Annotated in this window: 18 protein-coding genes; 11 read left to right on the top strand and 7 right to left on the bottom strand. The window is 31.6% G+C overall.

What is annotated here, in order from left to right; all coding sequences use genetic code 11:
- The first annotated feature begins 54 nt into the window (after nt 1-54).
- The 3 genes from NAT47_RS06255 (at nt 55) to NAT47_RS06265 (ending at nt 4,031) form a co-directional block, all read left to right on the top strand.
- Nucleotides 55-2,067 carry an ATP-binding protein gene (locus NAT47_RS06255; RefSeq protein WP_250581486.1) on the top strand — a complete coding sequence of 671 codons (2,013 nt, stop codon included), beginning with the start codon at nt 55-57 and terminating at the stop codon, nt 2,065-2,067.
- A 52-nt stretch (nt 2,068-2,119) separates the two neighbouring features.
- Nucleotides 2,120-3,430: a hypothetical protein gene (locus NAT47_RS06260; RefSeq protein WP_250581487.1), complete on the top strand. Its 1,311-nt coding sequence runs from the start codon at nt 2,120-2,122 to the stop codon at nt 3,428-3,430.
- Between the two features lie 184 nt (nt 3,431-3,614).
- On the top strand, nt 3,615-4,031 hold the full coding sequence (locus NAT47_RS06265; RefSeq protein ID WP_250581488.1) for a DUF2452 domain-containing protein: 417 nt from the start codon (nt 3,615-3,617) through the stop codon (nt 4,029-4,031).
- Between the two features lie 38 nt (nt 4,032-4,069).
- On the opposite strand, the gene NAT47_RS06270 is transcribed toward NAT47_RS06265, so the two are convergent.
- Nucleotides 4,070-5,605 carry a YifB family Mg chelatase-like AAA ATPase gene (locus NAT47_RS06270; protein WP_250581489.1) on the bottom strand — a complete coding sequence of 512 codons (1,536 nt, stop codon included), beginning with the start codon at nt 5,603-5,605 and terminating at the stop codon, nt 4,070-4,072.
- A gap of 151 nt (nt 5,606-5,756) precedes the next feature.
- On the opposite strand from NAT47_RS06270, the gene NAT47_RS06275 reads away from it, so the two are divergent.
- Together NAT47_RS06275 and NAT47_RS06280 are read left to right on the top strand one after the other, a co-directional pair.
- Nucleotides 5,757-6,233, top strand: coding sequence for a hypothetical protein (locus NAT47_RS06275; RefSeq protein ID WP_250581490.1), 477 nt, complete (start codon nt 5,757-5,759; stop codon nt 6,231-6,233).
- Entirely contained in the window at nt 6,226-6,426 is a 201-nt protein-coding gene (locus NAT47_RS06280; RefSeq protein ID WP_250581491.1) for a helix-turn-helix transcriptional regulator, read from the top strand. Before NAT47_RS06275 ends, NAT47_RS06280 begins: the two co-directional genes overlap by 8 nt.
- A 41-nt stretch (nt 6,427-6,467) precedes the next feature.
- On the opposite strand, the gene NAT47_RS06285 is transcribed toward NAT47_RS06280, so the two are convergent.
- From NAT47_RS06285 to NAT47_RS06295, 3 genes are read right to left on the bottom strand one after another with little or no spacing between them, the layout of a single operon-like run.
- Complete coding sequence (locus NAT47_RS06285) at nt 6,468-8,498, bottom strand: protein-disulfide reductase DsbD family protein (protein ID WP_250581492.1); 2,031 nt, start codon at nt 8,496-8,498, stop codon at nt 6,468-6,470.
- Entirely contained in the window at nt 8,495-9,802 is a 1,308-nt protein-coding gene (gene tilS, locus NAT47_RS06290) for a tRNA lysidine(34) synthetase TilS (protein ID WP_250581493.1), read from the bottom strand. The genes NAT47_RS06285 and tilS overlap by 4 nt, the downstream gene beginning before the upstream one ends.
- 16 nt (nt 9,803-9,818) lie before the next feature.
- A complete protein-coding gene (locus NAT47_RS06295) occupies nt 9,819-11,108 on the bottom strand; it encodes an anthranilate synthase component I family protein (RefSeq protein ID WP_250581494.1) in 1,290 nt (429 codons plus the stop codon).
- Nucleotides 11,109-11,292: 184 nt separating this feature from the next.
- On the opposite strand from NAT47_RS06295, the gene NAT47_RS06300 reads away from it, so the two are divergent.
- The 4 genes from NAT47_RS06300 to NAT47_RS06315 all read left to right on the top strand — a co-directional run bounded on the left by NAT47_RS06300 (nt 11,293) and on the right by NAT47_RS06315 (nt 13,899).
- Nucleotides 11,293-12,186 carry a DUF4349 domain-containing protein gene (locus tag NAT47_RS06300; protein WP_250581495.1) on the top strand — a complete coding sequence of 298 codons (894 nt, stop codon included), beginning with the start codon at nt 11,293-11,295 and terminating at the stop codon, nt 12,184-12,186.
- A 207-nt stretch (nt 12,187-12,393) separates the two neighbouring features.
- Nucleotides 12,394-12,720 (top strand): hypothetical protein, encoded by a 327-nt coding sequence (locus NAT47_RS06305; RefSeq protein ID WP_250581496.1) that lies wholly within the window; start codon nt 12,394-12,396, stop codon nt 12,718-12,720.
- A gap of 153 nt (nt 12,721-12,873) precedes the next feature.
- Complete coding sequence (locus NAT47_RS06310) at nt 12,874-13,326, top strand: hypothetical protein (protein ID WP_250581497.1); 453 nt, start codon at nt 12,874-12,876, stop codon at nt 13,324-13,326.
- Between the two features lie 171 nt (nt 13,327-13,497).
- Entirely contained in the window at nt 13,498-13,899 is a 402-nt protein-coding gene (locus tag NAT47_RS06315) for a hypothetical protein (protein ID WP_250581498.1), read from the top strand.
- 133 nt (nt 13,900-14,032) lie between these two features.
- Here NAT47_RS06315 and lpdA read toward each other — a convergent pair whose 3' ends face one another.
- Both lpdA and NAT47_RS06325 read right to left on the bottom strand, forming a co-directional pair.
- Nucleotides 14,033-15,436: a dihydrolipoyl dehydrogenase gene (gene lpdA / locus NAT47_RS06320; RefSeq protein ID WP_250581499.1), complete on the bottom strand. Its 1,404-nt coding sequence runs from the start codon at nt 15,434-15,436 to the stop codon at nt 14,033-14,035.
- Between the two features lie 97 nt (nt 15,437-15,533).
- Nucleotides 15,534-15,989, bottom strand: coding sequence for an Lrp/AsnC family transcriptional regulator (locus NAT47_RS06325; protein ID WP_250581500.1), 456 nt, complete (start codon nt 15,987-15,989; stop codon nt 15,534-15,536).
- A 183-nt stretch (nt 15,990-16,172) separates the two neighbouring features.
- Between NAT47_RS06325 and NAT47_RS06330 the strand changes: the two genes are divergently transcribed.
- Nucleotides 16,173-17,375 carry an aminotransferase class I/II-fold pyridoxal phosphate-dependent enzyme gene (locus NAT47_RS06330; protein WP_250581501.1) on the top strand — a complete coding sequence of 401 codons (1,203 nt, stop codon included), beginning with the start codon at nt 16,173-16,175 and terminating at the stop codon, nt 17,373-17,375.
- Between the two features lie 104 nt (nt 17,376-17,479).
- Complete coding sequence (locus NAT47_RS06335; RefSeq protein ID WP_250581502.1) at nt 17,480-19,651, top strand: S9 family peptidase; 2,172 nt, start codon at nt 17,480-17,482, stop codon at nt 19,649-19,651.
- Nucleotides 19,652-19,682: 31 nt separating this feature from the next.
- Here NAT47_RS06335 and NAT47_RS06340 read toward each other — a convergent pair whose 3' ends face one another.
- A complete protein-coding gene (locus tag NAT47_RS06340; RefSeq protein ID WP_250581503.1) occupies nt 19,683-21,611 on the bottom strand; it encodes an amino acid permease in 1,929 nt (642 codons plus the stop codon).
- Between the last annotated feature and the right edge of the window lie 179 nt (nt 21,612-21,790).

Consider the following 21,790-nt stretch of genomic DNA (forward strand, 5'->3'; position numbering starts at 1 on the left):
ATTTGTATAATAATTGAGATTTTTTATTAAATTTATTATATAAATCACTTTGTAATGAAAAAAATAAAAAAATCTTCTCTCAATTCTCAAAAAAAAATAGCACAATTAGAACAGGAATTAGAAAATTACAAAAGTAAGGTTGCTCTTTATGAAAATTTTGAATATTTTTTTAATGAAACCACTGATTTAATCTGTATTGCCAATTTAGAAGGTTTTTTTCTTAAAATTAATAAGGCATTCACAAATACATTAGGTTATTCTGAATCAGAATTACTATCAAAAAAATTCATCAATTATGTTTATCCGGATGACGTTGAAAAAACTCTCATTGAAATAAACAATCTGAAAGAAGGCAATAATTCAATTAATTTTAGTAATCGCTACATGCTAAAAAATGGTAGTTGTATTTGGTTACAATGGATTTCTACATTGAACCTTAAAACCAAAACAGTTTTTGCTATTGCCAGAGATATATCTGAAATAAAAAACACACAAGAAAAATTAATTATCAGTGAAAAATTACTGAATGAATCCCAAAAAATGGCAAAAATCGGAAGTTGGGAATTCAATTTACTTACCAATAAATTATATTGGTCTGATGAACTTTATAATATTTTTGAAATTAAAAAAAATGATAAAGACAATTTAATTGAAACATACAGAAGTAAAATTTCTCCAGATGTTAAAAATCTTTTAGATCAACTTGCAGATAGAGCAGTTAATGAAAAAAAATCATATGAAGTTGAACACCCCTTTTATGTTTCAGAAAATAGAACTAAATGGCTTTTAGGTTCAGGTGAACCTGTATTAAATGAAATTGGTGAAGTTGTAAAAATAAGAGGAATTGCTAGAGATATTACAGCTCAAAAAGAGCGAGATATTGCCGTAAAAGAAAAAGAGTTTGCAGAACTTGCAAATCGAGCTAAATCGGATTTTCTTGCTAATATGAGCCATGAAATAAGAACGCCATTAAATGGTGTTATTGGGTTTTCTGATTTACTTCTTAGGACAGATTTAGACGAAAATCAGAAAGTTTACATGAATAACATCAATAATTCAGCAAATTTACTTCTTGAAATTATAAACGATATTTTAGATTTCTCCAAAATTGAATCAGGCAAATTTGAATTGCATTATGAACCATTAAACATAAGAAAATTATCCCAGCAAGTAATTGATTTATTCAAAAGTCAAGCAATTAAAAAGAAAATTGCATTAAACCTCATAGTGGATTCAAAAATTCCAGAATATGTGTTAGCCGATATTGTAAGGTTAAAACAAGTATTGGTTAATTTGTTGGGAAATGCTATAAAGTTTACTGACTTTGGAGAAATAGTTTTACTAATAGAAGAAGTGAAAATTAAAAAAGAAGTAAAAAGTCAATTTTCTACAATTCGCTTTTCAGTGATTGATACAGGGATTGGAGTTAAAAAAGAAAACTTAGAGAAAATCTTCAAATCCTTCGTTCAAGAGGATGCATCAACAACAAAACGATATGGTGGTACTGGATTAGGATTATCCATTGCTAATAAAATATTAGAAAAATCAAAAAGTAAAATTAATGTAACTAGTGTACCCGGTGAAGGTAGTAACTTCAATTTTACAATTACTTTTAAAATTGGAGTTAATCCAAATCAAGACAAAAAACTAAAAGATACTCAAAACGAAAAAAAATTAAAAAATCTAAAAAAACTCAACAAAGAAATGAAAATTTTAATTGTTGAAGATAATAAAATAAATATGTTACTTTGCAAAAAAATGATTCATTCTATTATTCCTCAAGGAGTTATTCTTGAAGCTTACGATGGTCAAGCAGCTTTAGAAATTTTAGCAATAGAAGATGTAAATATAATTCTCATGGATATTCAAATGCCTGTTAAAAATGGCTACGAAACAACAGTTGAAATTAGGAAAAATACTAAAAACAAAAAAATTCCAATAATTGCACTAACCGCTGGAATAATGATTGGAGAAAAAGAAAAATGCTTTGAATGTGGAATGAATGATTTCATCTCAAAACCCTTCAAATTAAATGAATTACAAACTATTATTAACAATCATATCTAATTAAATGAAATTTTCAAACATTTTTGTTGCAGTTGGTCTAATAAGTACCTCAATGTTTTCACAAGAACATTTTAGTGGAATTTCCACATCAAAACGTGTAGGAGTACTGAATGCTACTAATAATCCTGCAGAATTAGCCAATCTTAGTTCAAAATTTGAAGCCAATTTATTTAACTTTTCAATGGGTATTGCTAACGATAAACTCACATTTAGCGATCTTGTAAAAGGAGATAATCTTGAAAATAAAATTTTTGAAGGCAACGATGCAGTAAATTTAAGAATAGACGCCCAAATATTTGGTCCTTCATTTGCATTTAAATACAACAAATGGGGATTTGGAATATTTTCGTTAGCAAACGTGAAAGCAAATGTGATGAATTTAAATTCAGAACTCGCAGATGCTTTTCAAAATGGAAGTTTGAGCAATTTAATTTCTCAAACTACGATAGCATCAAATGAAAATCAAAGATTAAATGCCACCACATGGGGAGAACTTGGTTTTACAATTGCCAGAAATATCATTGATCTACCAAAACATAAACTTAACGTGGGAACAAATCTAAGATTATTATTTCCTGGGGCTTATGCTAATTTTTCAGCAGATAAATTTAATGGTACAATTGTTAATAACATGGGAAATTTATCACTTGTTAACGCCTCTGCTAATATTAATATTGCTTATGCAGGCGTTCTAGCAAATGACTATAACGATCAAGGAAATTACAACGAATTTTTCTCTCAAGGAATAAATGGATTTGCAGCTGACATAGCAGTTAATTATCGTTTAAAAGATGAAAATGATGCTAGTAGTTACAAATTAAATACTGGATTATCATTAAAAAATATAGGTTCAATGACATTTAAATCAGACAACAATCTTAACAAAACCTATACGTTAAATGTTGAAAATTTTGAAAATTTAGATTTAAATCAATTTGAAAACGCTCAAAGTTTATCAGAGATTGAGGCTATTCTTAATGACCCTGCTAATGCAAATTATTTTCAATCAACATCAAGCACAGCAGACTATTCAGTAAAACTACCTACTGTTATTAATGCTTACGCTGATGTAAGATTAGCAAAAAAATGGTTTGTTACCGCAAGTATTAATCAAAAAATTAGTGATGATAACAAAAATGATTTTGTAACGACTCAAAATTCTTATACGCTTATTCCACGATTTACAACGAAATGGTTCGAAACTTTTGTTCCCTTAGCATCAAATGAAATTTCTGGATTTACAAGTGGAATCGGATTTAGAATAGGTGGATTTTTCTTAGGATCAAATAGTGTTTTTTCTGCGCTTGCTGATAACGGGAAACAAGCTGATTTGTATTTAGGTATCCGTTTTGGAATTAAATAAAAGTTTACTTTCATCTAGAGATAATTTATCAAATATTTTTTAAACATTTTATAAAATTATCGAAAGAATTGACGTTAATGTACAATTCCTATTTTATTTTTTGTAATTTTGTTTAATATTTTTAAACTTATGTTAAACATAATTTTTTTTAAATTTTAAAACAAAGACATAAAATCAATAAAAAATGAAAAATAAAATTCCAGATAATGTTGTTTTTAATGAAGAGGAAGGTTACAATGCTAGTATGCTTGCCTATCCCACAAATGTTGGAGCTCCCGTAATCAAAATAGATAATATTTTGGATTGGAAAAGTGTCGGAATTAGAAAAGTTAACAAAGAATTTGAAAGTAAATTTAATGAACTTAAAGCCGAATACGAAAAGTTAATGCAAGAATATGAATGGAACGAAATTATTTACAATTCCAAATACTCTTTTGAACCTATAATTGGTGAAACGTATCATTTATATCAATCTAATGATGGTACTCATTTCCTATCTTTGATTGATCCATCTCAATGGAATAAAGAGTATATCGGTTCTTTCAATTTGAATAGTGATAAAAAATGGATTCAAATTAATTCCAAAAAAGACAATTTTTAAAAAAAGAATTCTTCTTAAAATAAGAAGAATTCTTTTTTTTATCCTAACCAACCTTCCCTATCCAAACTTCTATATTGAATCGCTTCCGCAATATGATGCGATTGAATATTCTCAGAAGCATCTAAATCAGCAATTGTTCTCGAAACTTTTAAAATTCTATCGTAAGCTCTTGCAGATAAATTTAATCGTTCCATCGCTGTTTTTAGTAATTGTAACGAAACCTCATCTAAAACACAAAATTCACGAATTAATTTGCTACTCATTTGCGCATTATAATGAATGTGTTCAAAATTTTCAAAGCGTTGCGATTGAATCTGTCTGGCTTTTGTAACTCGCTCTCTAATTGCTACACTACTTTCTGCTTTTCGAGTTTCAGTTAGTTTTTCAAACGGGACAGGTGTTACTTCAATATGGATATCAATTCGATCTAATAATGGTCCTGAAATCTTGCTCAAATAGCGCTGCATTTCTTGAGGAGTAGAACTCACAGGTGCATTAGGGTCATTAAAATAACCTCCCGGGCTCGGATTCATACTAGCTACCAACATAAATGATGACGGATAGGTAATCGTAAATTTCGCCCTAGAAATAGTCACTTCCCTATCTTCCAAAGGTTGACGCATAACTTCTAAAACTTCTCTCTTGAATTCGGGTAATTCATCTAAAAATAAAACACCGTTGTGTGCCAATGAAATTTCGCCTGGTTGCGGATAACTTCCGCCACCAACTAGAGAAACTGAACTAGCTGTATGATGCGGACTTCTGAAAGGACGTTGTACCATCAAACCTACATCTTTTGTCTTTCCTGCAACAGAATGAATTTTCGTAGTTTCTAACGCTTCACGCATCGTCATTGGTGGTAAGATACTAGGTAATCGCTTGGCTAACATCGTTTTTCCTGAACCTGGCGGACCAATTAAAATAATATTATGTCCACCAGCTGCCGCAATTTCCATACAACGTTTAATTCCTTCTTGACCTTTGACATCAGCAAAATCGTGCTCTGGAAAATTTAAGGTTTTTGAAAATTCTTCGGTTGTGTCAATTTTTGTGGGTTCTAAATTTCCTTTTCCTTCAAAAAACTCAATTACCTCTGTTACATTAGAAATTCCATAAACATCAATATTTTCAACTATTGCCGCTTCTTTAACGTTTTGAATGGGAATCATTATCCCTTTAAAACCTTCTTCTTTGGCTTTAATTGCAATAGATAATGCTCCTTTAATGGGTTGCAAAGTTCCATCAAGCGATAATTCGCCCATAATGATGTAATTTTCGATTTCTTTAGAGGTAATTTGAGAGGAAGCAGCTAAAATTCCGACTGCAATCGTTAAATCGTAAGCAGAACCTTCTTTTCGTAAATCGGCAGGTGCCATATTTACAATGATTTTTTTGCCAGGAAATTGATAGGAATTGTTTTTAAGTGCTGCAGCAATACGAAAACTGCTTTCTTTTATGGCCGAATCGGGAAGACCTACTAAATGATAACCGATTCCTTTTTCTGTGTTTACTTCTACCGTAATGGTAGTTGCTTCTACGCCAAATACGGCGCTTCCGAATACTTTTACTAACATGGCTTATACTATTTTAATGGCTTATATAGATGCAAATATAGAAAAGTTTTTGAAATAAAAAATGTAAAACAAAATAATCTTTTTGTAAATTTTATTTGTCTATATGTAAAATATACTTTACATTTGAATTAAATTTTAAATCACAATTCATATGAAAACACATTTTCTTTTTCCTAATCAGTTTAAAATTATTGGATGGTTTTTATTTGTACCATCAGTAATTATTACAATTTTAATCTCCTCATTTGCAGTAAATATTGACGAATATCTAAATGTTACTGTTTTTGCAGTTTATGCAAATGAATTTATAAGTGATGGTGTATTTTTGAAATTTATAAAAAACGGCATTGTTGATGAATTACTTACACTAAGCATGATTATTGGTGGAATTCTAATAGGATTCTCAAAATTAAAAGTAGAAGATGAAATGATTTCTAAAATTAGATACGAAAGTTTGGTTTGGGCAACCTATTTAAACTATGGAATTATATTATTATTCACCATATTTATTTATGGAACTTCTTATTTAAATGTATTGTATCATAATATGTTTACATTACTTCTATTCTTTATTATCCGATTTCATTACATGATCTATAAACTTAATAAAACAAATCAAGATGACTAATAATTTGAAAGTTTTAAGAGCTATCAAAAATATTTCACAAGAAGAATTGGCAAAACACATAGAAGTTAGTAGACAGACTATTAATGCTATGGAAAAGGGAAAATATGTTCCATCTACTGTTCTTGCTCTGAAATTAGCTCGTTTTTTTGAAAAACCCGTTGAAGAAATATTTAGTTTAGAGGCTACAGATTAAAAAAAATCCCAATCGTTTGATTGGGATTTTTATTTCATAAACTATTTTTTAAAAGCGGCTACACCATCCTCTAACCATTTTTTATATTCTTCAACATCAGGTGTGTAGCCTACTGGTTGATTTAAGTTAGTTTCATCATGTGCCATTAATATATAATAAGGTTGAATGTTAGCTTTATATTTTGTTATAGCCAAATCGCTCCATTTTTTACCGTAAGTGGTTATTTCTTTCCCAGATTTTGTTGTGTAAACTTCTTCTTTAGGCAATTCTTTTCTATCATCAACATATAAAGAAACAAGCACAACATCATTTTTTAGAATATTTAAAATTTCAGGTTTTGCCCAAACTAATTCTTCCATACGTCTACAGTTTACACAAGTAACTCCTGTAAAATCAATTAAAACAGGTTTGTTAACTTTTTTTGCATATGCTAAACCTGCATCATAATCATGAAAAGCTATAATTTTATGAGGACCATAATAAGCATGTTCTGGTAATTTTTCACCTGAATTACTATTAGTTTCGATACTAATTTTTGCTCCAACTCCGTTTGGACTTTCACTATATGACATTGGTGGTGGAAAACCACTAATTACATTTAATGGAGCTCCCCATAAACCTGGGATTAAATAAACCGCAAAGGTTAAAGACAATAAGCCTAACAATAATCTTCCGACAGAAATATGTGAAAGTGGACTATCGTGAGGTAAAGTTATTTTTCCAAAAAGATACAAAGCTAAACCTATAAATAAGGCTACCCAGATGGCAATAAAAGTTTCTCTTTCTAAAATATGCCAATCCATTACTAAGTCAGCCATTGAGAAAAATTTAAAAGCTAAAGCCAATTCAATAAAACCAAATACAATTTTAACAGTATTAAGCCAACCACCCGATTTTGGTAAATTCCCCATCATACTTGGAAATAAAGCAAAAATCATAAATGGAAAAGCCAAACCTACACCAAATCCTAACATGGCAATGGTTAATAAAGTAGCGCCTCCATCAGTTGAAAGTGCACCACCAATAACTAGTCCAAGAGCTGGCCCAGTACATGAAAATGAAACAATGATTAAAGTTAATGCCATAAAGAAGATTCCTATCAAACCTCCTTTATTAGATGCATTATCAACTTTATTGGCTAAACTAGATGGGATTGTAATTTCAAAAGCACCTAAAAATGAAATCGCAAATATTGTAAATACAGCAAAAAAGAATAAATTCAAATATGGATTAGTTGATACTTCATAAAAAATATCCTCACTTATTCCCTCAAAAATATGAAACGGCAAAGAAATTAAAACATAAATTAAAACAATAAAAAATCCATACATTAATGCATTAAATCTTCCTTTCTTTTTATCACCATGAGCACTTTGTTTTAAGAAAAAACTTACCGTCATTGGAATCATTGGAAAAACACAAGGTGTAAATGTTACTAATATTCCGGCTAATAACGTTGCCAAAAATAACAACCAACCATTCTTTTTTTCTTCATTCGGGGCCGAAGTTGCTGTAACTTCCTTTGTTGGTTTTTCTGTAACTGATGTAGCAACTGCTGTGGTATCAGAATTGACGGTTGTTGTATCTGTTGTAATTACATTTGTTGACGCTACATCTTCTACCTTAATTTCAGGCAATTTAAACGTAAACGTTGCATCTTGCTGAATACATTGCTCTTTACAAACTTGGTATTCTACATATACTTTAACTTCTTTTACTTTTGGATTGGTAACTTTTATGATTTGCTTAAACTGAGCCGTTTTTGCAAAATAATATTCGTCTACTTCAAAAATATCATTATATACTTTTTTATATGGACTTTCTTTGGTTTTCCCAACTAAATCGAAATTTCCTTTTGCATTTTTATAATCAAAAACCGTTGGAAGTGGTCCGTTTTCTGGTGTAAATTGCGAATACATATGCCACTCTTTTTCGATAGTAGCATCCATAACCAATTCAAATTCGGTAGCTGATTTTTGAACTACTTTAGTTTTCCATTGTACCGGATTTAAAATTTGTGCATTTCCAAAAAATCCAAAAATTAAGGCGATTAAGACAAAATATTTTCTCATTCTTCTAATACGATTTTTATATTGTTTTGTGTTGTTTCTTTACTTGTAAATCGGTTATCTGCTCGTTTTCCAATTACCCAAACAATTTGGTCCTCCGAACATAATAACCATTGATTTTCTTTATCTAAAAGCGAGTATTTTTCATCTTTGAAATACTTACTCAATTTCTTTTTTCCATTCATTCCTGATGGATAAAAATAATCTCCTTCTTGCCATTTTCTGATGGTTAATGGAAATTTGAGTTTATTTTCATCTACAAATATACAATTCGAATGTGTTTCAAAAATGTTAACTCCTTTAGAAAACCTAAGTTTTAAGGGAATATTAACTTTACTATCTAAAGATTCGATAATATAAACTGCTGAATTATCTGATGCCTTTCTTTCGGAAAGGATTAATTTCTCTCGATCTTTCAATAAAACATGAGTTTCAGAAAAAACTTGTTTTCCTGATTGTGCTTCAACCAAATCATAAATGTCATTCCAAGCCGAAAATCCGTAATCTTTCAGCCATTGGTACAAATACGCTTTATAATTTTGGAATTCAAGCAACGGTTTTAGATGAATTTCTAATTGATTTTCTTTTACTTCAACTACTTTTTCATAAACCAATTTAGAAGCGTCATTGACCAAAGATTCCGCTTGTTGCAAATGATGTAAAGTATTTTGAAACGAATCTAAAAATCCTGTATTCAATTCTTTTAAAATGGGAACAATATTGTGACGTAATTTATTTCTAAAATACTTGTCTGAAGCATTACTCAAATCTTCTCGCCATTGAATTTTATTTTCATTGGCATAATTTTCAATTTCTTCTCTTGAAAACGGCAACAACGGACGAATAATGTTTCCATTTTGAGCTGGAATTCCGGTTAAACCTTCTAAACCCGTTCCTCTTGTAAAATTGATTAAAAACGTTTCTACATTGTCATCCAAATGATGCGCCGTTAAAACATAATCAAATCCAAGTGAAATAATTTCTTGAAACCAATCGTAACGCAACTTTCGAGCGGCTAATTGAATGGAAAGTTTGTTTTCTTTAGCAAATTCGAGCGTATCAAACTTCTCAATAAAATATGGAATATACCTATCTTGACAAATTTCCTTTACTAACATTTCATCTCCATCACTCTCTTTTCCACGCAGTTGAAAATTGCAATGTGCTACGCAAATATCAAACCTCAACTTATAAAACAAATCCAACAAAACCATACTATCAATGCCACCACTTACCGCTAAAAGTAATTTCTTGTCTTTTAGTTGAGGAAATTTTGTAGTAATATGGTTTTGAAATTTTATTAGCATGACCAAAAATAAGGAATTATTTGGATTGCAGCACTTCAAACATTGCTTTTGCCTTTAACAAACATTCTTCGTACTCATTTTCAGGAATAGCCTGAGAAGTTATAGCACTTCCGACAGAAAAAGATAAATATTGATTTTTTGAATTGTGCAAAATACTTCGAATGACCACATTAAAATCGAAATCGCCATTTGGAGTAAAATAACCCACTGCTCCACTATATAATCCGCGCTTGGTTTCTTCTAATTCTTCAATGATTTGCATGGCGGAAATCTTTGGTGCTCCCGTCATGCTTCCCATTGGAAAAGTGGTTCTAAGTATTTCAATTGGTGAAGTTGTATTTTCAACTTCCGAAACAATTGTTGAAATCATTTGGTGAACTTGCTTAAAAGTGTAAATCTGACACAATTCTTCCACTTGAACGCTTCCTTTTGTGGCGGTGTGCGATAAATCATTTCGAACTAAATCAACAATCATGATGTTTTCTGAACGCTCTTTTTCGTTTTGAGCTAAATCTGATTTTAATTGTTCGTCTTGTTTTACATCAAAACTTCTTCTTGCCGTGCCTTTTATGGGTTGGGAAATAACTTTTAAACCTTCTTTTCGCAAATATCGTTCTGGGGATGCAGAAAGCAAATACTGAAAATTATTCTTGAAATACACCGCAAATGGTGGTTCCGAAATAGCATTCAGTTTTTGATAGATTTCCAAAGGTTCAATTTGAGCATTTTCGGCATAAAATTCCATACAGAAATTGGCTTCGTAAATGTCGCCACGATGAATATGTTCAAGCATTTTGGAAACTTTGGAAAGATAATTTTCTTTTGAGATTCTTTGTTGAATATTGATGGATGATGGGTGATGGATGATGGATGCAATGGATTCGATTTCTTCGAAATCGGTTTCTATTTCGTCATCACACATTCGTAAATATTGAATTTCTACTTGATTTTCCTTGATTAAAAACAACTTTTTAGGTTGGAAGAAAAACAAATCTGGAAAATCTAAACCATCGAAATTGTTGGAATGTAAATCTTCGGTATCGTTTTTTAAATCGTAGGACAAATAACCAAACAACCAATCTTTCGTTTGGCTTTGGTACTGATACAAATCTTGAAACGCATTTTCGTAATCGGTTTTAATCGAAGTAAAAGCATCCACCGCCAAAACCGCATCGTAACTCGAATACTTTTGATGATATTGATTCGAATCTAAAAAAACAACTTCTCTATGTTGGTTGGCCCAATGCAAAAGTTGGTTTTTAAAGTCGGGAAACTGCGAAATATATTTTGTAATTACTGTTCTCAAATTGGAAAATTTACTTCGTAAAAGTACAACAAAAAAATAGTTGTTGGAAAATGGTTCAAATGTTAAAATTTGGCACGGTTTTTATTCTTGCCTTATTAACTAACCCATTAAAAATTCATTTGTATTGATTCTAAAACTACACGTATTAAAAACAATTAATCAATAACTTAAAAAATGAATTTTTATGAACAAAAACACCAAAATCGTACTGACTTTGCTTGCACTTGGCTTAGTCTTGTCTTGTAAAGAAAGAGTTGCAGAAGAATCAGCAGATTATTCAGAAAATGTTGCAACCGATAGCACAAGTGTTGTTTCTTCTTCCGCAGCCGTTGAAAACAAAAACAGCAATCGGAAATTTGTTCGAACGGCTGATGTAAAATTTAAAGTCAAGAATGTCGCCAAATCGACTTATGCTATTGAAGATGCAACTACGAAATTTGGTGGATTTGTAACCTATACCAATCTTCAAAGCAACATTCACAGCGAAGACCGAACCAAAGTGAGTCAGGATAGTACTTTAGTGACAACAAAATATAAAGTAGATAACAACATCACGATTCGCGTTCCGAATACGAAAATGGATACAGTGATTAAAACCATTGCAAAACAAATTCATTTTTTGGATTATCGAATCATTAAAGCAGATGATGTTACCTTACAAATGTTATCCAATGAATTAGCACAAAAAAGAAGTAATTCTTCTGAAAAACGATTGGAAAATGCAATTGATTCGAAAGGAAAGAAACTAAATCAAGTTGTTGATGCCGAATCAACCTTAGATGCAAAAAAAGAGCAAAATGACGCTTCAAAATTGCAGAATTTATCGTTACAAGACCAAGTGAACTTTAGTACTTTAACGCTAAACATTTACCAAGACGAAAGCATCAAACAAGAAATGGTGGCTAATGAAAAAAGCATCAACGCTTACCGCCCTAATATTGGCTTACAAATTTGGGATAGTGTAAAAACGGGTTGGTTTATGTTAGAGAATATTATTTCGTTTGTAGTGGTGCTCTGGCCTTTTGCCTTAGTTGGGTTTTTAGGATTTTTGGGATATAAAAAGTTTTTGAAAAAGTAAACAATAAGCCATCGGGAAACCGGTGGTTTTTTGTTTAAAAGATTGTATTAATACTAATATTGTGTTTGATTTTTTTATTATTTTTGAAAAAGACAAAATAGACATCTATCTGACATATACACCCAAAATTGGGTAGCTAAGTATGATTTTGTCAGACATATAAACAAGTTATAAGCAAGCCGTCGGCAATACGTTAAAATAGAACATATGAATACAATAGACTACAATTCTATATCTGAAGCCATAACCGAATTATCAAAGATTGGACAAAAAGAAATTGTTACCAAGCTTGAAAATATTTTGGAGAATAATGAACTTGAAAAGCCAGAGTTTCATAACAGAAAGGACGATAAAACAACAAGTTATTACAGATTAAATTTAACAGAAGAAGATTTGGAAGTGATTACAGATCTTTTTTTAGATTTAGAAGTTGGAAGCTTAACTGAAGACGGAGAAGCTGGACACTCAACAGAAAGATATGTAGCGCTATTAAATAATTGGTCAAATATTAGTGGAGAAACGGCCAGCTTATAACAGCGGTTTCGCGCAATTGTTGGTTTCTATTTTTACGTGTTCACGAAAAACGTTTATCTTTAACAGAAAATAATTCGTTCGCTGGCTTCACAACTGCCGCGAAGCCGCGGAACGTTATGTGTAACCGTAATCTGCTTTTCAATAGAACCATTAATGAATAAAACTTTATACATATTTATCATCGTCATTGCATTTTTGAGTTGTTCAAAGACAAACTCGATAGAAGATACATTTGTTACTGCCCAAAATGAGTATTGGACATATTACAGTCAAGGTCAATCTGGATATATGTATTTTAAGTTTCATAAAAATGGAACTTACGATAAATATGAAAGAGACTTGGGTTTATTTAATAATGATGGTGATTTGGTTAGTGGTAAACGCAATTGGTCAATTTCAAAAGATAGTATTTTTACTTGGGGAGCGCACAAATATGATTTAGTAAGTTGTAACGAAAAAGCGATTGTTATAATGTACTTTGAAAAAAATGGAATTCCAGGCTATATTTTCTTCATTAAAGAAAAAGTAGGTGAAAAAAGAAAAGGTGATTATTATTACGAACAGAAGCGGTTAAAGAATGTGGAAAAATATAAAAGTGCTTGGTAAAAGTGTCACGGCTACACATAACAGCCGTTTGGCAAGATTGGGGTTTTAGGCTTAATTTAAAGTTGGTCTTGTATTTGGAAATTTTGTGCTTAACCGAAAAATAAATCTTAATTTAGTCCCCAACCTCGCCAAGCGGCGGGACGTTAGCGATAATGTTAAAAACCGAAATTCATGAAAAATCTTTTAATAATAATTTTCACTTTGATTTCTTTTCTCTCATATGCGCAGGAAAGTTCGATACAAAATGATTCAATTTCATTAGGAACTTGTAGAGAAGGAATTGAAAACGCAGAGTCTGACTTCAAAAAAAATATTTACAATTTATATTCTTATGGATTGTCTGTCGAAATTATTAAAAAAGGCGAAGAAGATTTCAACGAATTTTACAGAGATTATATGTTTAAAAATTATTCGATTAATATTGAAAATAGAGGTTGTGTTATTTTACCAAAGTCTAAATGTTATGCTGAAACTGCAAAAAAATTAATTTTTCAAAAGTTTGGAGAGGACATATTTGAGCGAACTAGAAAAGAAGCAAAAAAAGCATTTTTAAAAAATAAACACTATCGCTAACAGCGGTTTACTTCAATGGCTACTTCCGTATTTTACTACAAAAAAACCGATAACGCGGATTTACAATCCGTGCTAACAAAAAAAATCCCAAACTCAATTGAATTTGGGATTTTTGATATAATGACTTTTCTATTTACACGTGTAATGCTCTGTTATCAGTTGCTGCTAATGCTGCTTCTTTGATAGCTTCTGCAAACGTTGGGTGTGCGTGTGACATTCTTGAAATATCTTCTGCACTTGCTCTAAATTCCATTGCTGTAACTGCTTCTGCAATTAAATCGGCACATCTTGCACCAATCATGTGAACGCCTAAAACTTCATCTGTTTTTGCGTCTGCTAAGATTTTTACAAATCCGTCAGTGTCTCCTCCTGCTCTAGCTCTACCTAATGCTTTGAATGGAAAACTTCCTGCTTTGTAAGCTACACCTTCAGCTTTTAATTGCTCTTCTGTTTTACCTACAGCTGCAACTTCTGGCCAAGTGTAAACTACACCCGGAATTAAGTTATAATCGATATGAGGTTTTTGACCTGCTAAAATTTCAGCAACTAAAACACCTTCTTCTTCTGCTTTGTGTGCTAACATCGCTCCACGAACCACATCACCAATTGCATAAATATTAGAAGCCGAAGTTTGTAAATGATCGTTTACTTCGATTTGACCTCTTTCTGTAACTTTTACTCCTGCTTTTTCAGCGTTTAATCCATCTGTATAAGGACGACGACCTACAGAAACTAATGAATAATCACCTTCTAATGTGATGATTTCTCCTTTAGCATTTTCTGCTTTTACCGTTACTACATCTCCTGCTCTTTCTACTGATTGAACTTTGTGAGACGTGTAGAATTTCATTCCTTGTTTTTTTAATACTTTAGTCAATTCTTTTGATAAAGCAGCGTCCATTCCTGGAATAATTCTGTCCATGAATTCTACTACAGAAACTTGTGCTCCTAAACGTAAATATACTTGACCTAATTCGATTCCGATTACACCACCACCAATAATTACTAAGTGTTTTGGAACTTCTTTCAGTTTCAAAGCTTCAGTAGAAGTGATGATTCTTTCTTTATCTAATTTGATAAATGGTAAGCTAGATGGTTTAGAACCTGTAGCAATGATAATATTTTTAGATTCGATGATTTCCGAAGAACCATCTTCTTTAGTCACTTTTACAGAAGTAGCGCTTTCAAACGAACCTACTCCATTGAAAACGGTAATGTTGTTTTTATCCATTAAGAATTTTACACCACCCGAAGTTTGATCCACAACTGCTTGTTTACGAGCAATCATTTTTTCAAGATTCACTTTTACATCTCCCGAAACTTCAATTCCGTGGTCAGCAAAGTGTTGTAACTCTTCGTAATGATGAGAAGATGCTAATAACGCTTTCGATGGAATACATCCCACGTTTAAACAAGTTCCTCCAAGAGTTGAATATTTTTCAATAATAGCTGTTTTAAAACCTAATTGGGCACAACGGATAGCTGAAACATATCCTCCAGGGCCAGAACCAATAATGGTTACATCAAATTGACTCATGATTGTATATAAAGTTTGTTGTTTGACTTAAATTCGGATACAAAAGTAACGCTTTTTGAATTAATTCTTTGTTACTTTTTTGGTAAATTATTATAGCTTAGTTTAAAGTAAAAGCTGTTGTATATTTTACTTCACCAATCATAAAAGAACTGTGCGTACTTCCGATATGTTGCAAACCAGTAAGTTTCGTTACCATGAACTCGCGGTATTCTTCCATATCTTTTACATTTACTTTTAAAATGTAGTCGTAATCCCCACTTACGTGATAACATTCTGAAACTTCGGTTAATTTTACTACTTCACTTTCAAAAGTAGTTATGAAATCTTTTGTATGCTGATTTAATTTGATGTGACAAAAAACTACAAATGATTTATTAAGTTTTGTTCGGTCTAAAAGCGCTACATATTTGGTAATAACTCCTTCTCGTTCTAGTTTTTTAATACGTTCGTAAACAGCCGTTACGGAAAGATTTAGTAATAAGGAAAGCTCCTTAGTCGTCCTTTTAGTGTCTTCTTGCAGAAAACCTAAAAGTTTTTTGTCGATTGCGTCCATTGGTTAGTTGTGTTGTTTGTTTTTTAGTTGTCAGCAAATGTAACTAAAACGAATAAATAACCGAAATAAAAACTACATCTTTAACTAAATTTAGAATAAAAATCTAATTTTAATTTCAAGTATTGAATAATAATTTGCCGAATCATATTTTTGATTTAAAATAAACAACTAAACTTTAAAATTATGGAAAAATTTAATCCGGCAGATCGTATTCAAGATTTACAATATTTCGGAGAATTTGGTGGTGTAAATCCATCGATTTCAGATAGTTCAACCTACACATTTCTTTCAGCAAAAACGATGTTTGATACCTTTGAAGGTAATGCTGAAGGTTGTTATTTATACTCGCGTCATTCATCGCCAAGTAATTTATATTTAGACAAAGCATTGGCAGCAATGGAAGGAACAGAATCGGCAAATGTAGCTGCTTCTGGAATGGGAGCTATCACTCCTACTCTTTTGCAATTGTGTGGAAATGGTGACCATATCGTTTCAAGTAGAACTATTTACGGTGGAACGTATGCTTTCTTGAAAAATTTCGTTCCTAGAATGGGCATCAAAACTACTTTTGTTGACATTACAAAATTAGACATAGTTGAAGCGGCTATCACTCCAAATACGAAAGTTTTATACTGCGAAACTGTAAGTAATCCTTTATTAGAGGTTGCGGATATTGCTTCATTGGCTAAAATTGCTAAAAAACACAATATCAAATTAGTAGTTGACAATACATTTTCTCCATTATCTGTAGCTCCTGCGAAATTAGGTGCTGATATTGTAATTCACTCGTTAACGAAATACATAAACGGAAGTAGTGATACTGTTGGAGGTGTGGTTTGTGCGTCTCAAGAATTCATCAACAGTTTAAAAAATGTAAACGACGGAGCAAGTATGCTTTTAGGTCCAACAATGGATAGTTTGCGTTCGGCTTCTGTGATGAAAAACTTAAGAACGCTACACATCAGAATGAAACAACACAGCCACAATGCAATGTATTTAGCTAACAAATTTGAAGCAGACGGAATTAAAACAGTTTACCCAGGTTTAGCAAGTCACCCAAGTCATGAAATTTACAAAACCATGATTAATCCAGAATATGGTTTTGGAGGAATGATGACGATTGACGTTGGAAGTTTAGATAAAGCAAACGCGTTGATGGAATTAATGCAAGAAAGAAATTTAGGTTATTTAGCGGTAAGTTTAGGATTCTACAAAACGTTATTCAGTGCTCCTGGAACTTCAACTTCATCCGAAATTCCATTAGACGAACAAGCTGAAATGGGCTTAACTGATGGTTTAATTCGTTTTTCAATTGGTTTAGACAATGATATCGAAAGAACCTATCAAATGATGAGACAATGTATGTTAGAATTAGGAGTTTTATAATTCCGTCTAAATAAATTTTCAAAAATCCGATTTAAAATTGAATCGGATTTTTTTTGTAACAAATATGTAACTTTGAACTCTAATTCAAAATCAATTTACCTATAATGAAAAACTATATTTTAAGTTTTCTATTGGTTGGAAGCTTTGCCGTTGCGCAAAATTTAACCATTGAAGAAACCGTTTTAGGACCAAGAAAATATGCTCCAACAACACAAAATGCGCAACAATGGCGTAAAGATTCAAAATCCATCACCTATTTAAGTACTGACTTTTCTTCTTTAATTGAAAAAAGCGCTGCTAACGGTTGGACAGCCTCTACTTTAGCTACAAAAGCTGAATTTGAAACCGCTTTGAAATCGAAAATCTCAAATGATGAATTTACAATAAGAACGTTTCCGTTTGCAATCAATTGGAAAACAGTAAATACATTTGAAACGGAAGTTGCAGGCAAGAAAAACAATTACAAAGTAACGTATGATGTAGTTTCAAAGCAAATTACTTCTGTGATTAGTTATGCCGTTGAAGGTACTCAGGCAAAATTCGCTTCTAATAACAATGTAGCTTGGTTACAAGAAAATAATATTCGAATTACGACTCCATCTGGGCAGGTAATTGAAGTTACTAACGACGAAAACAAAGCAATCGTAAACGGTTCTGATTATGTACACCGTCAAGAATTTGGCATTGATAGAGGTATGTGGTGGAATGAAAAAGGAACGCAATTAGCTTACTATCGCAAAGATGAAACTATGGTAGCCAATTATCCGCTTACCAATTGGAATGAACGCGAAGCAACGAACAAAGATATCAAATATCCAATGGCTGGAATGACTAGCGAGAATGTAACTTTGGTAATTTACGATGTTGCTTCAGGAAAAAAAGTAACAATTCAAACAGGCGAACCAAAAGACCAATATTTAACTATGGTGTCTTGGGAATCGACAGGAAAACATATTTTTATTGGGATATTAAATCGCGAACAAAATCATTTGAAATTCAATAAATATGATGTAGCTACAGGTGCTTTTGTAAAAACATTATTCGAAGAAAAAACAACAACTTGGGTAGAGCCACAACATCCTTTGACTTTTGTTCCAAATAACCCAACTCAATTTATTTACCAAACGGATTTCTTTGGTTTCAACCAAATGTATTTGTACAATACTGATGGGAAATTATTGAAAAACTTAGGGCATAAAGATGTGGTTGTTAAAGATATGCTTGGTTTTGATGCTACTAACACAAAAATAAACTATATTGGAACAACAAATAATGGATTAGACCGTCAACTGTTTCAAGTGGATTTAAAATCGGGAAAAACCATTCAGATAACAACTGTTCCTGGAACTCATACGGCTTCCGTTTCTTCAGATGGAACCATGATTTTAGACCAATACAGCAATTTAACCACTCCAAACGAAATTTCGATTTTAAACATCAAAAATAAAATGGCGAATACTACTTTAGTAAAAGCCGAAAATCCATTTACAGGAAAAATTGATTTACCTAAAATCGAATTCGTAACCTTAACTTCTCCTGATGGAAAAACACCATTAAACGGAAGATTAATTTACCCAAGCAACTTTGATGCTACTAAAAAATATCCAGTAATGGTTTATGTTTACGGAGGTTCTCATGCTCAATTAGTAAACAATCGTTGGTTAGGTGGTGCTGGATTCTTCGATATTTATATGGCTCAAAAAGGATACGTAGTATTTACGTTAGACAATAGAGGAAGTGATTCTCGTGGTAAAAAATTCTGTGAAGTTACTCATAGAAATTTGGGCGTAAACGAAATGGCAGATCAAATGAAAGGAATTGAATACTTAAAATCAAAATCTTTTGTTGATGCTGATAAAATTGGGGTTTTTGGATGGAGTTTTGGAGGATTTATGACGACTTCTTTAATGACTAATTATGCTGATACATTTAAGGTGGGTGTTGCTGGTGGACCAGTTATCGATTGGAAATACTACGAAATCATGTACGGGGAACGCTATATGGATACACCACAAGAAAATCCAGAAGGCTATGAAAAAACGTCTTTATTAAACAAAGCAAAAGATTTAAAAGGAAGATTGTTGATTATTCACGGAGCTCAAGACCCTGTAGTGGTGCAACAACACAGCATGAATTTTATTGAAGCTTGTATCAAAGCAGGAAAACAAGTAGATTATTTCTTATATCCAAATCATGAACATAACGTAGGTGGAAGAGATCGAATTCACATGTATGCAAAAATTGCAGATTACTTTGATTTACACTTAAAGAAATAAAAAAAGATCCCGATTAAATCGGGATCTTTTTTTAATTATAATTTTTAGTATTTAGTTTGCTGTTTTTTCTACTAAATCCAAAATAAATTAATAAACCTATTAAAAGCCATATTCCAAAATAAATCCAATTCCAAACACTTAATTCAGCCATCATATATAAACAACTAACCAATCCAAGCAATGGAATTAAAGAAAGATTTTGCTTCCAAGACCAAACTGCAAAAAACAATAAAGAAATCAAAAATATCCACATTGGGATTTTATGTTTAAAAAGATCTAGACCTGTTTCATATTTTAATTTTTGATCAATAGGCAAAGAGTCTACTATGTTTTTGTATGCCACTTCATCCTGTGAAATCTTACTAAAAACATCTTCCAAGTCTGTGCTATCATCTGTAACATAACCATTATTTTTCAAAAATAGGAATACTTCTTTTGTTTGATTTTCTTCTAGAGAAGTTACAATTGTAGCTGGATTATTAATTTGTTTTTCATTTGTTATAAAATCCATTGTAGCAGTTTTATTAACTGTAAAAGCAATTATAATCCCAGTTAAAATGATAAGTGGAAATACATATTTAGAATTAACATAAGGAGTTTTAAATTTTCCTCTTGGAATATCTTTTTTATTTTGAAGTACTAAAACTCCCGCACAAACTAATACAAAAGCAAATAATGTTCCAATGCTACATAGGTCAGTAACCATTGTTAAATTTAAAAATAAAGCAGGAACCGCTACTACAAAACCAGTAACCACTGTAGCAAAAGAAGGTGTTTTAAATTTAGGATGTACTCGAGAAAAACGTTCAGGTAATAAACCATCACGACTCATACTCATCCAAATTCGAGGTTGTCCCATTTGAAAAACTAATAATACCCCAGCCATTGCAACAACAGCACTAATAGCAATAATTCCCGACATCCATTTTAAGTCTAATTTATCAAAAACATATGCTAGCGGATCACCAACATTTAAATCAGAGTAATTAACCATTCCCGTCAAAACAAGAGCGATAATGATATATAAAAGCGTACAAATAATTATGGCCCACATCATTCCCCTTGGTAAATCACGTTGAGGATCTTTACATTCTTCTGCAGTGGTTGAAATAGCATCAAATCCAATGTAAGCAAAAAAGACAGCTGAAACTCCTTTCAAAACACCTCCAACACCATTTGGAGCAAATGGATCCCAATTAGCAGTATCTACATAAAAAATACCAACTGCTATAACTAGTAATATTACGCATAATTTTACAACCACCATTAAATTACTTGCATTACGAGATTCTTTCATTCCTCTGTAAACCAACCACGTTATAATGACAATTATCAATAATGCAGGTAAATCAGCCACTATATGAAAGTTTCCGATAGTTGGTGATGTAGTCCAAGCAGTATAAGATGCTTGTAAAGCTTCTGACAAATTTTCAAATGATTTTCCTCCATTCATTAATGCAGTAGCTTCTTCAAATCCTTTAGATGCTGTTAGATAATCCATTTGCATCCATTGTGGCAAATGCATACCACCACTTTCGAGTAATCCCGTAAAATAATCACTCCATGAAATAGCTACGGTTATATTACCAACAGCATATTCCATAATTAATGCCCAACCTATAATCCATGCTATGATTTCACCAAATGCAACGTAAGAATAGGTATAAGCGCTACCAGAAACTGGTACCATCGAAGCAAATTCTGCATAAGCAAAAGCAGCAAAACTACAAGCAATAGCTGTAAAAATAAATAAGAAAATTACTGCGGGACCTCCATCTGCACTAGCTTTTCCAATTGTACTAAAAATACCCGCTCCAATAATAGCTGCAATACCAAAAGCGGTTAAATCTCTAACTGTCAAATGTTTACCTAATGAATTATGGCCTTCAGCTTCATTTTTGGCTACCTGACTTAAAATATCTTCAACTTTTTTTCTTCTGAATAAACTGGAAAAATTCATATTTTTAAGGTTGTTTTTAATTTTTTTGAAAAACAAATATAGGATTTTATTGCTTAGTTCATACAAACAAAAACCAACCTTTATCAAATAAGTAAAAATTTTAATTTTAAAAATAATAATAAGTTTTATCTATTGTTTTATCTAAAAATATAATAAATATCATATTATATTCGGGTTGC

Source organism: Flavobacterium fragile, assembly GCF_023634865.1.
In the GTDB taxonomy this organism is placed as follows: Bacteria; Bacteroidota; Bacteroidia; order Flavobacteriales; family Flavobacteriaceae; genus Flavobacterium; species Flavobacterium fragile.

What these genes read in the sequence shown, in the direction of transcription:
- NAT47_RS06255 (WP_250581486.1), top strand. Translation starts at nt 55, where the DNA reads ATGAAAAAAATAAAAAAATCTTCTCTCAATTCTCAAAAAAAAATAGCA.
- NAT47_RS06260 (WP_250581487.1), top strand. Translation starts at nt 2,120, where the DNA reads ATGTTTTCACAAGAACATTTTAGTGGAATTTCCACATCAAAACGTGTA.
- NAT47_RS06265 (WP_250581488.1), top strand. Translation starts at nt 3,615, where the DNA reads ATGAAAAATAAAATTCCAGATAATGTTGTTTTTAATGAAGAGGAAGGT.
- NAT47_RS06270 (WP_250581489.1), bottom strand. Translation starts at nt 5,605, where the DNA reads ATGTTAGTAAAAGTATTCGGAAGCGCCGTATTTGGCGTAGAAGCAACT.
- NAT47_RS06275 (WP_250581490.1), top strand. Translation starts at nt 5,757, where the DNA reads ATGAAAACACATTTTCTTTTTCCTAATCAGTTTAAAATTATTGGATGG.
- NAT47_RS06280 (WP_250581491.1), top strand. Translation starts at nt 6,226, where the DNA reads ATGACTAATAATTTGAAAGTTTTAAGAGCTATCAAAAATATTTCACAA.
- NAT47_RS06285 (WP_250581492.1), bottom strand. Translation starts at nt 8,498, where the DNA reads ATGAGAAAATATTTTGTCTTAATCGCCTTAATTTTTGGATTTTTTGGA.
- tilS (WP_250581493.1), bottom strand. Translation starts at nt 9,802, where the DNA reads ATGCTAATAAAATTTCAAAACCATATTACTACAAAATTTCCTCAACTA.
- NAT47_RS06300 (WP_250581495.1), top strand. Translation starts at nt 11,293, where the DNA reads ATGAACAAAAACACCAAAATCGTACTGACTTTGCTTGCACTTGGCTTA.
- NAT47_RS06305 (WP_250581496.1), top strand. Translation starts at nt 12,394, where the DNA reads ATGAATACAATAGACTACAATTCTATATCTGAAGCCATAACCGAATTA.
- NAT47_RS06310 (WP_250581497.1), top strand. Translation starts at nt 12,874, where the DNA reads ATGAATAAAACTTTATACATATTTATCATCGTCATTGCATTTTTGAGT.
- NAT47_RS06315 (WP_250581498.1), top strand. Translation starts at nt 13,498, where the DNA reads ATGAAAAATCTTTTAATAATAATTTTCACTTTGATTTCTTTTCTCTCA.
- lpdA (WP_250581499.1), bottom strand. Translation starts at nt 15,436, where the DNA reads ATGAGTCAATTTGATGTAACCATTATTGGTTCTGGCCCTGGAGGATAT.
- NAT47_RS06325 (WP_250581500.1), bottom strand. Translation starts at nt 15,989, where the DNA reads ATGGACGCAATCGACAAAAAACTTTTAGGTTTTCTGCAAGAAGACACT.
- NAT47_RS06330 (WP_250581501.1), top strand. Translation starts at nt 16,173, where the DNA reads ATGGAAAAATTTAATCCGGCAGATCGTATTCAAGATTTACAATATTTC.
- NAT47_RS06335 (WP_250581502.1), top strand. Translation starts at nt 17,480, where the DNA reads ATGAAAAACTATATTTTAAGTTTTCTATTGGTTGGAAGCTTTGCCGTT.
- NAT47_RS06340 (WP_250581503.1), bottom strand. Translation starts at nt 21,611, where the DNA reads ATGAATTTTTCCAGTTTATTCAGAAGAAAAAAAGTTGAAGATATTTTA.